This is a genomic window from bacterium (assembly GCA_020444065.1).
Classification (GTDB): domain Bacteria; phylum Sumerlaeota; class Sumerlaeia; order SLMS01; family JAHLLQ01; genus JAHLLQ01.
Map to the genome: position 1 here is coordinate 136,093 of JAHLLQ010000003.1, position 14,352 is coordinate 150,444.

A 14,352-nucleotide genomic window follows, 5' to 3' on the forward strand; every position below is an offset into this window, starting at 1 on the left:
AGGACAATTCAATGCGAACGTTGATGGTTTGCGTGCTCTTGTTGATTGCGACAGGGGCAGGGGCTTTTGAAACACAGCGCGTGGAAATGCGGGAAGGAGCGGAGAACGACGGGCGGGTTGCGATCTATCGCGACGGTGGAGAGTTGATGTTCTCCGATAACATCACGAGCGACCCGGTTTCGCTGACAGATCTGGTCTCGCGCGCAAACGAGCACGGAGAACTTACGGGCTTGGTCGAAGATGACCATCTGCAGTACCTGAACGATGCTCGGCACGGCGTGGCGCATGATGCCGCGTTCAATGATGCCATGCCGGTGCTGGGTGATGTGACTGGCGGCGTGACGATTGGGCAGCACATTGCCAGTGCAGATTATCATCTTGGCCGCACGGAAGAAGAGACGATCTCTGCGCCGTGGTACTTCAATGATGTCGTTCATTTCGACGCGGGGACGATTCGGCTTTCGACGCCGAATCCAATCGGCGAAAAGACTGTGATCTTCGAGGAAATGCCTTTCAGTGCATCGCTGACGTACGATCCGATGGATTTCCGATTTGAGCTCAACCGCGCTTTGTGGACACCGTGGACGACGAGTGAGTCGGGGGTGTTTACGGAAGCGGCTGTTTCATCTCTTCTGAGCGGTCGGTTTGATGGAAACCGGTCGGCCGTGCTGGAAGGGTTCGTTTCGGTCGAAGGAATCGCAGCCGGAGATCTTGTTTCTCGCGAGGTTGCCGAGGATATTCTCGGCGACTGGGAGTTTCTGAGCCCGTTGGGAGTGGCCGCGACAGATGACAGCGAGGACTTGCGCGCCGAGGGCGTGGCGATCTCATTTGCCACGGAGACGGATGGAGCTGTGGCGCTGGACAATCGCGAACGCGCTGCGCTTCGTGCGGATTTGACTGCCACGCTTTCGAGCGATGGCGGCATGGCGAATGCCTTGGCGGCCGGTGTGTATGGGGACGCGTCGATCGATCAAGCGACTGCAGCATCGACAAGCGGCCTGGTGTCCGGTGTCTATGGCATCGGACGAAGTGCGAGGAATTCGCTTCTGGCAGCGGGTGTGACGGGTGTGGTGGATGAAAGCGAGACCGGAACGCGAAGGATCGGTGTGCTTGGCGCGTTGTCGAAAGACGATGCGACTTCCGTAACGATGATTCCGCCCGGCGATCATGCCGGCGTGTTCCTCGGCGATGTATTCGTCGGTGGTGCGACAACGATCGTGTCTACGAATGCCTCTGGCGGTTCGATTGCAGCGGGTGACGTGGTTGCGTGGACCGCGGGAGGCGTTGCGATCGCGCCGGCGTACTCTTCAGCTACCGGAGCCGTCGCAGGAGTTGCCACGAACGATACGGCCGCAGGGGAAACCGTCGTTGTGGCATTCGGCGGTGTCGCACATGTGAAGGTGAGTTCAAGCACGACGGCCGGCCAGGGATTGGCCTGGAATGGTTCGTATGCAGTTGCTGCGTCGGCGGGTTGTCGAGCTCCTATCGGAACGGCAACCGAGAGCGGAAGCGGAACGGTTGCGATGCAGGTCATTCCAGCATTCAATCCGTAGAAGCCGGCAATTCCGAAAATGAAAATCCCCCGGGCGACGGTCGCTCGGGGGATTCTTTGTTGGATCAGAAGCGTGGCGATTGTTTGCGTGCTCCGGCAAACGTCGTTGTGTTGCCGGTGCATCCGGCGGAGCGGAGCGCGAGCTCGACGGCCCCGGCCAGCGCATCGAGGGCATCGTCGTGTTGCACGCGCGGGAAGTCCTGGAACTCGCGCCAAAATTCCTCGGGCAGCGTTTCAGCGAGCGCCAGGCGCCCGCTTGAGAGCAGGGGCTCGAGCGTTGCGATGCGGGATTCCTTGCGACGATTCGGCTTCACGATATCGATCGGCAAATCGTAGCGACGTCCTTCAGCCTGGCGGCGTCGGCGTTCTTCTTCAATCGGCATCGTCAGCAATTCCTGAAAGCCCGTTCCTTCGATGGCGAGTCGCTCGAACGGTGCTTGTTCGTGTGTCTCGAAGAGGTTTTGAACCTGCCTGCTGGGCGCGGCGCGGCGAACCCAGATGCAAAGGGCCACGAGCATTCCGTCCGGCGCGAGTCCGACGGCTGCGAGTGCTGCGAAGTCGCCGCGCGTGCGATTCTTGCCGAGCGCGGCGTCATGATAGCCGAAGAGTCGCAGGTCCTTCATCGGGATCGTGCGAAGCGGATGGTGACTCTGCGGCGGCAGGATCGAGACACCCTTTCTCGTGCGTCGAGCGCGCCAGGCGGACTCGGGCTCGAACAAGGCGTCTTCCGGGCCGAGCGGTTCGTTCTGCTTTTCCTGGAAGAACGCGCGGCGGCCTTGTGTGACGAGTTGTACTTGCAGTTGCTCGTAATCTTCCTTCGAGTGCCAGAGTACGTCCGAGTCCCATTCCATGATCACCTGATGCTTGAGGAAGTACTCGCGGGCCTGTTCGCGACGATCGGGTTGCGACGTATCGGTCAGCAGGCGCCGCCATTCGTCCCATTGGGGGCATGGCTCGGCAAACTTCACGATGGAGCGGAAGTGCATCGATTCGAAATCGGGGCGCTTCATCAAGTGCGCCAGGAGACCTTCGCGATGAAGGACCGTACCGATGGCAAGGATATGCGTGTAGCGATCGCCGAGGTGCTCGATGACTTCGTGGAACCAGTCGAGCAGATGCGCGCGACGGCGCTGCGATTCGGCGGAGGCGCTGGACTCGGCATCGTCGAGGATGATCTTGGTCGGGCGCCAGGAGTTGTGCGAGATTCCGCGCATTTCGGAACCAGCACCGAGCGCTTCGAGTCGCACTCCATTCGCAACGAGCAGTCGTGCGGAGGATTCGATCCGTTTGCGGCCGAAACGATCCGGAAACCACTTGGTTAGAGGAGTGTGCCCCGTAAGTTCGTTCCGCACTGCACTGAGGCGCTGTTGCGCCTGGCGCTGGGTGGCGGAAACGAGCAGGATGTAGCTCTCCCGCGCGTAGACGATATCATGCAGTGTCAGCAGCAGCGAGACGATGGTAGATTTCGCGCATCCTCGTGGGGCGGCCAGTGCAATTCGGCGCCCTTCGCGTTGCGGGAGCGGATCGGGGCAGAGACCTTCGTGGAGGCGAAGCAACCGGTAGTGGAATTCGGCAAACGGCAGGCGCAGGTGATGGCCGAGAGCCTGTTGCGCGAAGATTTCGAGATCGCGCTCGCACCGGATCTCCATCAACCGACGTTGGACTGCCGGATCACTCCGTTTGACCAGATTCCAGAATTCCCTCCTCGAGGAGCCGTGGATCGATTGCGAATCCGGAATCTTCATGAGAAGCGCTCTCCATGTCGGCCAGTTTGTGGCGGAGTACCTGGATTTGCAGCATGCGCTGCATGATGGTGAGGACGGCTCCGAGGTCTGTGAGCTTTGCGGGCTCGGGCAGCTTCGGGGCTGCCTCGGCGAGGCGCTCGGGAGCGGTTTGGACGAGGGTGTCGAGGCTGGCTTCAAAGACGTCGAGCCAGCGATCGAGTACATTCTCGATACGCATTATGCACGATTCAAGATTGATGGGAACTTCCTGTGAGGACATTCGGTTGGAAACCTCCTGGGTGTGGGATGAACTAAGCCAGGAGGCATTCTGGCACGGATCAGGAGGTGTTGTTGGACGGACCGCTTCGCATGGCGCATTTGGACAAATCGGCTGATTTTGCTGATTTTGTCGGTATCGACCAAGTGGATGATTTGACTTGGCAAAGTCCCTGCTATTCGGAGTGGCAGAGTCCGGCCAGGGATGGGCCGGGGAATACTAACGGAGTGGTGAAGTGTCATGATTACGATCACGGAAACGGCGGCGGCCGAAATCAGGCGCCTATTGGCGACAGAGAAAAAAGAGAGTTGGGGCCTGCGTGTCGGTGTGGCCGGCGGCGGATGCTCGGGATTGAGTTACACTCTCGCCTTCGATGAAGAGCCGAAGGAAGCAGACAGCGTCTTCGAGATCAGCGACATTCGGGTCTTCGTCGATCCAAAGAGCTATCTCTTCTTGAATGGGATTACCCTGGACTATTCGACGGATCTGCTGAACGGCGGGTTCCGGTTTGTGAATCCAAACGCTTCGCGCACGTGTTCGTGCGGCAGCTCGTTCTCCATGTGAGTCTGTGATCGTCGGTAGTGATGAGAATTAACGCCTCCTGTGAGACGAGAGTTTCACAGGAGGCTTTTCTTTGGCCTCGTGAAAAAGCGAACAAGCATTCCGGTGGAGGAATTCATCACGCGAAGGCGAGTCGTTCGTGTCGAGACTTTCTCGTTGCAGTTGATCGGTGTCGGCCGAAAGAACCACGGTCCTGATCCTGGTCCGAGGTCTTGTTGCTTGTGAAATCATTCGCTGTCCTTCTCATCTCCCTTCTTCTTCCGATTCTCTGCACGGCGGCGCCTCGCGATGGCGAGGTGCGGCAACTGACACAGAGGGGCGCCGCTGCGCGTGGGCACTGGGGCGTATACGCGGTGAACTTGAGCTCCGGCGCGGAGGTTGCGGATTACCAGTCGCGCAAGCTCTTCCTTCCGGCGTCGAACCGTAAGCTGGTCACGGCGGCAATGGCGGCGAAGTACATGGGTGGCGATGCGACGGTGCGAACGGTGGCGCATGTGCCGTCGATTTCCGGCGGCATTGTGCAGGGCGACCTGACGATCGAAGCAGTCGGTGATCCGACGTGGAATGGCGAGTTCCTCGGCGGGCGACTGGGGCGTTCGGTGCTGGCGCGGCTGGCGGATCAGATCGCGGACGCTGGGGTGAAGCGTGTGAAGGGCGACCTGGTGATCGATACGTCGCGCTTTGCGGAGCCGGCGCCGATTCCGCCAGGGTGGACCTGGGAGGACTTCCAGACGATCGATGGGGCAATTCCTTCGGTGTTCGGGATCGAGAAGAACCTGGGTCGCGTGGTGATATCGCCAGGCAGTGTGGGGTCGCCGGTGCGTGTGTCGTTTTCGAGCCCGGTGGAGCCTTTTGAGATTCTGAATCTATCGACGACCGGTTCGGCCGGTTCGGCGCCGACGTTGCAGCTCGATCGCGGGCTGGCGGGCAAGACGCTGACGATTACGGGGTCGATCTCTTCGGATTCCGGCGAGGCGGCGAGGTCGATGCCGCTGGGCGAGCCGGTGGCGCACGCGGCGCGCGTGCTGTTGGAGGAGTTGGCCGACGCGGGCGTGCATGTGGATGGGAACATCCGGCTGAGCGAAGCGGGTCGCGAGATGGGCCAGGTGGTGGCGGCGGTGACCTCGGCGACGGTGGGGGACTTGCTCCAGGAGATGAATATTCCGAGCGACAATTTCCTGGCCGAGAGCACGTATCTGCTGGCGGGGGCGGAGCTCTACGGGCGCGGGTCGTACAACTCCTCGCACGCGGCGGAGAAGCGTTTTTGGGGCAGCCTGGATGTAGAGGACTGGGAATGGGTGCCGATGGATGGCAGCGGGCTGTCGCGGAAGAATCTGGTGACGCCGCACGCGCTGGTGGAATTGCTGCGCGAGATGCACGACGACGAGGCGTTTGTCGATAGCCTGCCGGTTTCGGGTGTGAATGGAACGATGAGGTATCGGCTGACGGACGGCGGATTAGCCCGGCGAGTGCGCGCGAAGACGGGGACGCTGGATGGCGTGGCGGCGCTGTCCGGCTATGTGACGACGAACAACGGCAGCCAGGTGGCTTTCAGCATCATGGTGAACAACGCGGACGCGCGAGCGACGACGCTGCGGCGCACGGTGGATGACATCGTGGAAGTGCTGGCGCGGTAGGGGGGCAGGTTTCTTCGCCCCCTCCGGGGACGAGTTGTCTCTCTCAGTCTATCCCCGGGTTCCCTCCCTGCGGTCGGTCACCCGGGGCGATTCAGCTTGGCCGCCCTTCGGGCGACCGCGGGTTCTGCCTTTTGAGGTGACTTGGCCATCCTTGGTCAAGAGCAGTCCCGGGGTGCTGCCGGGCGCAGTTGGCTTCTCGAACCTACGAAAACAAGGCGAACGTCGCCGGGGCTTGAGCAAGATGCTCAAGTCACCTCGGAGTGGGTTGTCTTTTGAGGTGACTTGGCCATCCTTGGCCAAGAGCAGTCCCGATTTGATTATCGGGCGCATGTAGCTTCTCGAACCAATGACACCAAGGCCTGCATCGCTGGGGCTTGAGCAAGGATGCTCAAGTCACCTCGGAGTGGGTTGTTTCTTGAGGTGACTCGGCCACTTGCCTGTCGAAGCTTCATGCGCAGGCGGGTCTCCGGCCGAGAGCTGGCAAAGCAAAGACAACGAAAAGACACGATTGTGGCAGGGGTTTCTCGGCGGGTTGCGCCCTCAGGATTCGGGGAGTTTCCGATGGGAGGGGTGTGTCTTGAAGACTGATCGGGTTGTTTCACGGAGGGCGATGGCGGCGGATGCGGCGCCGCGCAGGGAGCCGGTGGAGTATCTGGACGATCTGGGGCTGGCGGAGTTGCCGACGCTGCTGCAGCCGCGGCAGGTGGCGGAAATACTGGATGTCGCGCCTCAAACGATCCATAATCTGGTTCGCGGGGGCGAATTGGCGGTCGTGCGTCTGGGGCCTCAGAGCTACCGAATTTTCCGCCGAAGCCTGGAGGAATTCCTGCGCCGGAATATGGAATAGTGTAGATCGACACATGGTCTGCAAATGCTCTGTCATCAGTCTAATAAAACGCTTGATGACCGAAAGGATTATCGCTATTTCTACAGATGAAGTGAGCAGCCTTCAGCAGAATGAGTCTTGTACGGGGGACTCGCTGCAAGAGGGAGCGATGATGATGAGACGAGCTATGTGCAACCGGATAATCGGGGGATTCGGGGGATGGGGAGCAGTACTGCTGATGCTGGCGCTGGTCGTGCCGGCAGCGGCTCAGCGTGCCGTGCTGAACGAGGTTGTGATCGATTCGGGCAGCGGTGAGGACTCGGAGTATGTCGAGCTCTTCACGATGCGGCCGAGCCAGGATCTAGGCGGTCTATCGATCATTACGATCTCGGCCCAGGGCGCGGACACGGGCAGGGTGCTGGGGCGCATGGATTTGCCCCGGGGCGCCCGAAGCAACAGCAACCAGCTCTTCCTGCTGGCGAACCAGCGCACGATCAACCTTTACGGGATCACGCCGGACCTGACGTTCCAATCGACGGATTTCTCGTTCCCGGACCAGGCGCAGACGGTCCTGTTGGTCTCGACCGATAACGCGCCGCGGCCAGGGACGGTTCTGCGCGGCACGGAGCAGTTCCTGATCTACGACGGCGTGGCGATCGTGCAGAACCCGGGCTTTGACCAGCCGATGTTCGGCGTGCCGGCGATCGGACCCGACGGGACTCGGGTTCCGGCAGGCGTGTATCGCATTCTGGACGGGCGCGACAAGAATCTGCCGTCGGACTTCTATATGAGTTCGCCGTCCGGCCCGGGCAATCCGGAAAACACGCCGGGCGTGCTGAATGCGAGTGGGTACACATTCCCCGCGGCGCGGCCCCAGCCGACTCCGGTAGTGGGCACGGCCCGGGGAGCCCAGTCGACGGGCATCGCATGGGATCGTGATCCGAAGTTCACGTTCCAGCGCAGCCTGCGCGCGCGGCAGGGGTTCGTGATTCTGTTCTCCGCGACGAACAACATGGACGCGACGCGCCTGTTCCAGGAACTGAACACGAGCCAGGACTTCGCCAAGTCGGTGCGGGACAATAAGGTGAACCTGACGTACGTGGACCTGGCGCATGACGCGCAGGGCTCGGAGTGGGCGCGCAAGTGCAAGGTGTTCCGCGTGCCGACGATGGTGGCGTACGATTCGAGCGGGAACGAGGTGAACCGGATCGTGTTCGATGTGACGCGTTCGGCGTCGCCGCAAGCGGTGGATTTCTTATCGACGACCTACTGACAGATTTCTCATAGCGTCCCCCCGTACTGCCGTCCCCGCCGTCCCCCCGATCGGCGGGGATGGCGCATGTGGGGGTATTGTTGCACGCCTACAGCGTGCGGACCTTTGGGCTTCGGTACCCAGGGCGGGGCTCGCCGGGCGCTCGATTGCCCTGGGCTGTCGGATGTGGAATCCCGTTGGGATTCTTGCTGGGTTGGCCTGGCTTCGCCTGATGATATTCAATTGGTAGCGCGGCGGCTGTGCAAGTACGCGATGCCGCGGGCGGTGATCTCGGCCATCATGAGAGCCCAGATCCAGGGGAGTTCGATGATCTGGATCGCCATCGGATGGACGAGGAGGATCACGGCCGTTTCCGTGCAGAGGCCGAATCCGATGAGCGCCGGAAACAGCCAGTGGCGGGACGGCTGAAGGTATTCCATCCCAACGTAGGAGATCCAGATGCCGGCGCCGAGACCGAAGTAGAGGAGCAGTCCGGGAGAGTGGGGGAGGAAGGATCTGGCCGGCGTCGGTGTGCAACAAGTCACGAGCAGAAGAACGAAGGCCACCATGGATGGCGCCGGAAGTCTCCGCATCAGTCTTCTGCGTGCGATTGCCACGGCCACGGCATTCCCCCGGACTTCTCTTGCCGATCTCTTCAGGGCGTCCCTGTGCGAAATCCTCCCGGCTGCAATGAACAGGAGGAATACGGCGGAGGGGCAGATGGCAAGCCAGCGGATGGCCAGTGTGGCATCTGGCCTCTCTTTCATCCAGTCCGCGTTGCTCTCGTAATAGGTGATCAGGTGGTAGCAGTCGAAGAATGCGATGCCGGCCAGGGTGAGACAGAGCAGGAGCCAAGTTGATTTCAGTGTTTTTTCCATCTCTGTCTCCTTTCAGCCCAGCGGCTAGCTCGTCAGGTGAACCATGTAGGTGGATTGTTCCGTTTTTCTGACCGTGGAGTGGTAGCCGATGGAGCCGCCTTCGCTCGGGCAGTAGATCGTCGTGCGGATGTGAAAGCGCGACTCGTTCTCCGTAGAGAGGATACAGACGGAATGGTAGTACGAGAGCTGGGGGTGTTCTTGGATGTATTCGTCCATCTCGGCTTTGTCGTTGCGAATGTGGTCGGCCAGGATAAGGGCGACTTCAGCGAGGGTGGTCGCTTCGATGACTTCGTCCTCTGGCAAGGTGAGAGAGACGTCCTCCGTCGGAATTGGGCCGGATTCCCATGCGCGCAGGAGATGGAGAAGATCGTTCTCCGAGATTTCGCTGCCCGGCGGCCAACTGGATGGCGGGGGAACGTGGGGATGGGCGATCGGCTTCTGCTTCTTCGTCATCAAGAGTTCCCTTTTCCGGAGGTTTGCTGCGGGTCCGTTGCGGGTCAAGCTGGAGGGGTCGGCGGGCACGATGGTGTTGCACGCTTACAGCGTGCGGGGTTCGTGGCGTTGGTACCCAGGGCGGCGCTCGCCCGGGGGCTCGCTTGCCCTGGGCTGTCGGGTGTGGAATCCCGTTGGGATTCCAATTGGAATGGCAGCATTCAATTGGCGATTTGACCTCTCTCGGGGGCTGTAGTTTGGAGGCCGGATGGCAGGGCGTGACGGGCGGGGTGACAGGGAGTGACAGGTTGTTTCTCCCAACTTCTTTTGGGTGTGAACAAAACACTTGCGCCTTTTCCCGGGTATTAGCGAGGACTGGAGATAAGCCCAAATCTAAGGAGGCGCCTCATGCGCAAACTCTTGCTTGCACTGGTAGTGGTATGTGCTCCCCTTCTCACCGGATGTCTTGGCATGACCCCCATGCCGATGTCCCAGTATACCAATGACAAAGGCCTGGATAACGAGCACGTCACTCGGACTCTGGATCCTGTCAATGCCGAGTACAAAATCCTCGGCGCCGTCGAAGCGACGGGAAATTCGCGCGTTATTTGCGGTTTCGTGTTTGCTGAAGGCTCGGAAGGCTACGGCCTGCTGATGCGCAATGCCCGCGATCAGTACGATCCGGACACGACGACGATTCTGTTCCCGATGATGGACTACGAGTACTCCGGTATTCTGTACCCGATCTGGGGCACGATGAAGACGAACTACTACGGCACGGCTGTGAAGGCGACCGACATCGAGCAGATGGGTGCGGACGTCGCGGTGGACGAGGACGTCTATCCGGACTCGGGCGGCCTGCTTGGTGGCTTGCTTCCGTTCTGATGAACGCGACGAGCGGATGAAGTTGAAGAACCCGGCGGGTCGACCGCCGGGTTCTTTGTGTGCTGGGGGATGGAGTTCTTTGGAGACAATCAGCCTTTGGCGGATCCGCCATCATAAGCGGGATTCGGGCCGGCAATGATTTCCTGTGCTGCAGTACCCGCAGGTCGAACGATCCTTGAAGTACACGACTTCAGGCACATGGCAGAAGTAGTAATATTTGATCTGTGGATGGAAGACAGCTCCCTGTGAACCGAGCCTGAACCACGAGCACCAGATTACATTCTCATATGGTAGTTGTTCGCTCCCGTTCCATCCAAGTGAATCCCTAAGGATTTGCATCGCGGTTCTTCCCTCAGAGATGATGTCGTCCACGAAGAGTATGCTCCCCTTTCCAGAAGGAATGACCGGGGCGACTTCCAGTCTAATGTGGCGATGTCCTTTCTCATAGAAAGTGAATGTGGCTGCCGCTTCCATTTCAAGCGCTAAGTGCGCTGCAAACGGAATCGTACTCGTTCCGACTCCCACCACGCAATCGACCTTCAATGGCCTTACCGTATCAACGACGACTCTGCGCATTTCAGAGAGAAGAGAGAGCTGGGAGATCAGGGAGCGGCATTTCAATAGGATATTCGTGTGTGCTCCCGTCTCCAATACTACTCGGGCAAATATGCGGTTTGACTGGTACCAATCCCTGAGCGCGCTTTCAATATCCGGGGCATCCAACCTGAAATCGCCATTCGAAGGCTCTGGCAGCAAAATCTCGGCAGTCGTACTAGCATTCTCCAGCAACTGACATCCTACAAAACCGCCTGCCTCCTCGCCTGCACCATCGTCGCAGCTACCATTCAGAGGTGGAAGGGAGTGCATTGGATCTGCTTGTTCTTTCGAATCCCCGGCGCTCATTGTCTGCACCGATTGTGTCCACCTGTCGATTGTCTCCGCGATTACTTCCTCCGATAACATCACCTCCTGAGCCGCTGTAGGAAAGCGCTTAGAAACAGTGGCGTCGACACGATTCTTCGGTTCGCCAGCCTTCTCGAACATCGCATTGATTTTTCGAATTTCGCTTTCGATCTTGCTAATCCTGAACTCGCTCAAGAAGCGCTCTGCGCTCTCCTTAAGGGCTCCACTTGATTCTAATGGATATACCGGTCGAAGTTGGATCTCAGCAGCCCTCTCTGATCCCGTGACTATTATCTCTTTCACGAGTGCGCATGAAAGCCAGTGTGTTTGTGATTCAGGCGGGACGTCAGAGCTACTGAAGCGCTCTAGCTTGGAAAGTCTCAGTTGGGATCCATCGAGTTCATCTGCCAGCCTGAGCAGTCCTGCAAGCAGGCGTGGGCGAAAAAGATCCTCGCGGAATTTCGTCATTGTGAACTTCGGAGACCCGGAGCTGTGGCACTCATCCCACAAGCGTCCATTTGAGTGTGCAAAGGCAATCAGGTGGCATTTGTGTAAGAAATCTCGCGATCTTGGATCGGCGAGGCAGGGCGGGGGTATTGCCTTGGGCCATATGCCATCATCTTTCACGGCTTCTTGAATCAATCTGCGGCCAATCTCCACATGACTCTTGCGCACCTGATCGGGCGTAAGATCACCCAAGTCCTCGTAGAGAGTCTCCCTAAGGCTCTTCTTTGCGGGAGCCTCCTGGGCAGAGATCAGACGATATTGCATCCCAATGTCGTGGATCGCGGACGCCACAGCGAGAGCTACTAATTCAGGAATGGACAGCGGGGGCACCTTGTGCGCGTAGCCATTCTCGAATAGCTGTTGGCAGTATCCACAAATACGAAGCGAGTGCTCGAGAGTGTGGTCGGTATAGAACGTGTCTTCAATCCTCTCCCATATCGAATGGGCGGTGACAATAGCAAGTCGGAGACTACCCTTCATGTCGAAGTCGGGATAAGATCTCAAATCAGAAACGCCCAGTCTCTCCAGGAAGCGCCCGACTTCCCTATCCGGATCGATAGACATATCGAATCTCCTCTCGGGGTGTGCAGAGCGAGAAGATGCTCTCTGGACTAACTAGAAAAGGACGACCAATCGAGAGATTGAAGCAGCATATTACTTGGCACACTTCTGTGTCGATAGCATTCAGTACCATTAGGGCCTTGTCTATTTCTGCCCCTGTAGCCATGACTTCCGCAAGAAGTGCGGCTCTGGCACCGGATAGGACTGTATTTCTGGCGGCAGAGATTCGCTTCGCGGGAATTGGCCCAACCTTATCGATAACACAGAGCTGAATCCCAGTGATGGCCTGTACAGCGGCGGCGACAAAGAGAGAGGATTGATTCGCCACGACCAGCGTATCCACATCACGTGTATGGCTAATCGTGTCATCGCAGTATCCACCCAAGAGCCGGTAGGTGACTTCATAGGCACAATCAAGGAGATCCTGGGGACGGGTAAGCATATGCTTTATGGAGAGGTAGCATGACGTGTACATGCCATTATCCATCTGTAAGAATGGCTTTCCCTCAATCTCTGTCTTTACGAAGAAACCATTCGATTCCGTGGGCAAAATGATGCCTCCGGCACTGAGGTACTTCCTGAACAATCGATCCGACCAGAACTGTCGAAATTCGAGAAGGGTCGAAAATGGGAACCGCGTCTGAAGGTCAACAAGCAACTTGGAATTGTGGCCGGCGAACCTCTCGACCAAGTTGCCTTCACGATCGAAGCTTATAAATGGAATATGGACGTGTGACCATTCTTCTCTGAGGGCCTTCTCGAGTTTCGACTCGCCCCTCACGAGTGCGAATCCATCACTGGATGAAAGCGGAGATGCCATTAGCTCCAAGAAGGCACTCACTCGATCGGGCGCAATAGAAAGGGCACTGAAAGGCGTGAAATCTATGACTGCGGGAGATTCGTGCGGAAGAATTGCTTCAAGCGCGAGTCGCAAGTCTCTTTCGTGTTGAAGAGTTCCATAATCGTAATCCCGCAAGCGCGCGAGTGGATTAAACTGGCCTGAGCGCAGCTCACGGGCAATCGCCAATTTCAAAGGGTCAACAACTTTCACTTTATTGTACCCGTTTCCTCAATCTAAACTCTATCATTATCTGACATCCGAAAGAGGCGGGAAGTGTCGTGAATTTCGAACTCCTGCGCACGAATTCAAGTGCTCTCTTCCATAGGTTGAGAAAGCATGCATGACCTTCTTCTTGAAGCATCCCTGGAGAAGCCTCGACTTCCCTTTGAATCAGCTCTCGATGCTCCCGAAAGTAGTCCAAGTCTTTTGCCTCTCGAAATTCGAATGTCAGGCATCCTTCATTGCTTATCATCGTGAAACAAGCTTGGTCAAAGGCCGAATCGGCATCGAGGCTGGACAGGTATTTTAGTATCGAGATTAAGCCGTGCTTCTTGCGCTCGATATGAAGCAACCGAAGGGCGCAGGCAGCTTCCAGTGTAGCCCGTGAGTTGGTGGGAGATATACTAAGTGCATTCAATAGATTGCCTGAGGTGTGACCCAGTTCCCGCTTCATGACCTCAACAAGGTTGTCGTGTACTCCATCCCCCGGATCGCAGCATATCATTCTTACCCGAGCTGGATTGCTGAAGGCGGGCTGATGTTCGACGACCGGATACGCGGTCCTTGCATACTTGATAGAGTTTGATATTAGCTCGACGCAAGAATCCGCAAAAAGCCGGTGTTCATCCTCGATTGCCAGGATCCTCTCCAGATCCTCAGTCTGGGCACTCTCTGGTTGCTCGAGGAAGAGGCGGAAGTAATCATGGACCCATTTGCGATAGGGCTCCGTCGCCGAATTCATAATGTCCCCGACGGTGGTTGAAAGTCCTGTCATTAGCTCGAAGAACCCCGCAGGCTCTCGCTCCACGACCCTTGTTAGCCGGATTAGAGAATTTCGGCTATCAAGATTCTGGGCTTGATCCGGACGCAAGTCAGACGTCTTCCAGAAGTCGCCAAGTTGCGTGAACTTGGCGTTCTCCTCCGACTCCCAGTAAATCAGCTCACCTCCAGCCCTTTGCCAGAGTGAGGGGAATCCGGTAAACCACACGAGCCTGCTGGGGAATGAGCCTGCCTTTGGGAGTTCGACCTCGGTTGGCCCAAGGCTCTTCCTGTATCTCCATTCGCAACCGGCAACTAACCATGCTAAACCGGATACCTCGAGCCGCTGGAAGTCGTCCAGCTTGACGCGACAGACACCAGATGACATCAAGATATGGATCCCGTCGTGCGGCGGCTTGACGAAGTAGTCCCAGTCGAGTGTTTTCACTTTTCGATCTCCATGGGATATTAATGAACATACGCGATGCACAGGCCTCTGGTGCAAGTGAAAACACAAGTGGTAGAAGTTCTAGGGGCT

Annotated in this window: 13 protein-coding genes; 7 read left to right on the forward strand and 6 right to left on the reverse strand. The window is 58.0% G+C overall.

Annotation, left to right across the window (positions count from 1 at the left end; all coding sequences use genetic code 11):
- The first annotated feature begins 11 nt into the window (after positions 1 to 11).
- Positions 12 to 1,553: a DUF2190 family protein gene (locus KQI84_08370; GenBank protein MCB2154889.1), complete on the forward strand. Its 1,542-nt coding sequence runs from the start codon at positions 12 to 14 to the stop codon at positions 1,551 to 1,553.
- A gap of 64 nt (positions 1,554 to 1,617) precedes the next feature.
- Here KQI84_08370 and KQI84_08375 read toward each other — a convergent pair whose 3' ends face one another.
- On the reverse strand, positions 1,618 to 3,297 hold the full coding sequence (locus KQI84_08375) for a hypothetical protein (GenBank protein ID MCB2154890.1): 1,680 nt from the start codon (positions 3,295 to 3,297) through the stop codon (positions 1,618 to 1,620).
- Here KQI84_08375 and KQI84_08380 point away from each other — a divergent pair.
- From KQI84_08380 to KQI84_08400, 5 genes are all read left to right on the forward strand, one after another.
- Positions 3,296 to 3,550: a hypothetical protein gene (locus KQI84_08380; protein MCB2154891.1), complete on the forward strand. Its 255-nt coding sequence runs from the start codon at positions 3,296 to 3,298 to the stop codon at positions 3,548 to 3,550. The two genes, KQI84_08375 and KQI84_08380, sit on opposite strands and share 2 nt — an antisense overlap.
- Positions 3,551 to 3,793: 243 nt before the next feature.
- Positions 3,794 to 4,117, forward strand: coding sequence for an iron-sulfur cluster assembly accessory protein (locus KQI84_08385; GenBank protein MCB2154892.1), 324 nt, complete (start codon positions 3,794 to 3,796; stop codon positions 4,115 to 4,117).
- A gap of 218 nt (positions 4,118 to 4,335) precedes the next feature.
- Positions 4,336 to 5,751, forward strand: coding sequence for a D-alanyl-D-alanine carboxypeptidase/D-alanyl-D-alanine-endopeptidase (gene dacB / locus KQI84_08390; GenBank protein ID MCB2154893.1), 1,416 nt, complete (start codon positions 4,336 to 4,338; stop codon positions 5,749 to 5,751).
- A 577-nt stretch (positions 5,752 to 6,328) separates the two neighbouring features.
- Entirely contained in the window at positions 6,329 to 6,598 is a 270-nt protein-coding gene (locus tag KQI84_08395; GenBank protein MCB2154894.1) for a helix-turn-helix domain-containing protein, read from the forward strand.
- 148 nt (positions 6,599 to 6,746) lie between these two features.
- Positions 6,747 to 7,850, forward strand: coding sequence for a hypothetical protein (locus KQI84_08400; GenBank protein MCB2154895.1), 1,104 nt, complete (start codon positions 6,747 to 6,749; stop codon positions 7,848 to 7,850).
- A gap of 218 nt (positions 7,851 to 8,068) precedes the next feature.
- Here KQI84_08400 and KQI84_08405 read toward each other — a convergent pair whose 3' ends face one another.
- The gene (locus KQI84_08405; GenBank protein MCB2154896.1) at positions 8,069 to 8,707 is read right to left on the reverse strand and encodes a hypothetical protein; all 639 of its coding nucleotides are present in this window, start codon (positions 8,705 to 8,707) and stop codon (positions 8,069 to 8,071) included.
- A 24-nt stretch (positions 8,708 to 8,731) separates the two neighbouring features.
- Positions 8,732 to 9,160, reverse strand: coding sequence for a hypothetical protein (locus tag KQI84_08410; protein MCB2154897.1), 429 nt, complete (start codon positions 9,158 to 9,160; stop codon positions 8,732 to 8,734).
- Positions 9,161 to 9,547: 387 nt separating this feature from the next.
- Between KQI84_08410 and KQI84_08415 the strand changes: the two genes are divergently transcribed.
- Positions 9,548 to 10,024, forward strand: a complete 477-nt coding sequence (locus KQI84_08415; GenBank protein ID MCB2154898.1) for a hypothetical protein — start codon at positions 9,548 to 9,550, stop codon at positions 10,022 to 10,024.
- Positions 10,025 to 10,135: 111 nt separating this feature from the next.
- Here the strand turns inward: KQI84_08415 and KQI84_08420 are convergent, their stop codons facing one another.
- Genes KQI84_08420 through KQI84_08430 form a run of 3 tightly spaced genes read right to left on the reverse strand, consistent with a single transcriptional unit; the run spans position 10,136 to position 14,262 of the window.
- Positions 10,136 to 11,998, reverse strand: coding sequence for a phosphoribosyltransferase (locus tag KQI84_08420; protein ID MCB2154899.1), 1,863 nt, complete (start codon positions 11,996 to 11,998; stop codon positions 10,136 to 10,138).
- Positions 11,979 to 13,046, reverse strand: coding sequence for a hypothetical protein (locus tag KQI84_08425; protein MCB2154900.1), 1,068 nt, complete (start codon positions 13,044 to 13,046; stop codon positions 11,979 to 11,981). The genes KQI84_08420 and KQI84_08425 overlap by 20 nt, the downstream gene beginning before the upstream one ends.
- Before the next feature lies 1 nt (position 13,047).
- On the reverse strand, positions 13,048 to 14,262 hold the full coding sequence (locus KQI84_08430; protein MCB2154901.1) for a hypothetical protein: 1,215 nt from the start codon (positions 14,260 to 14,262) through the stop codon (positions 13,048 to 13,050).
- Positions 14,263 to 14,352 lie beyond the last annotated feature (90 nt).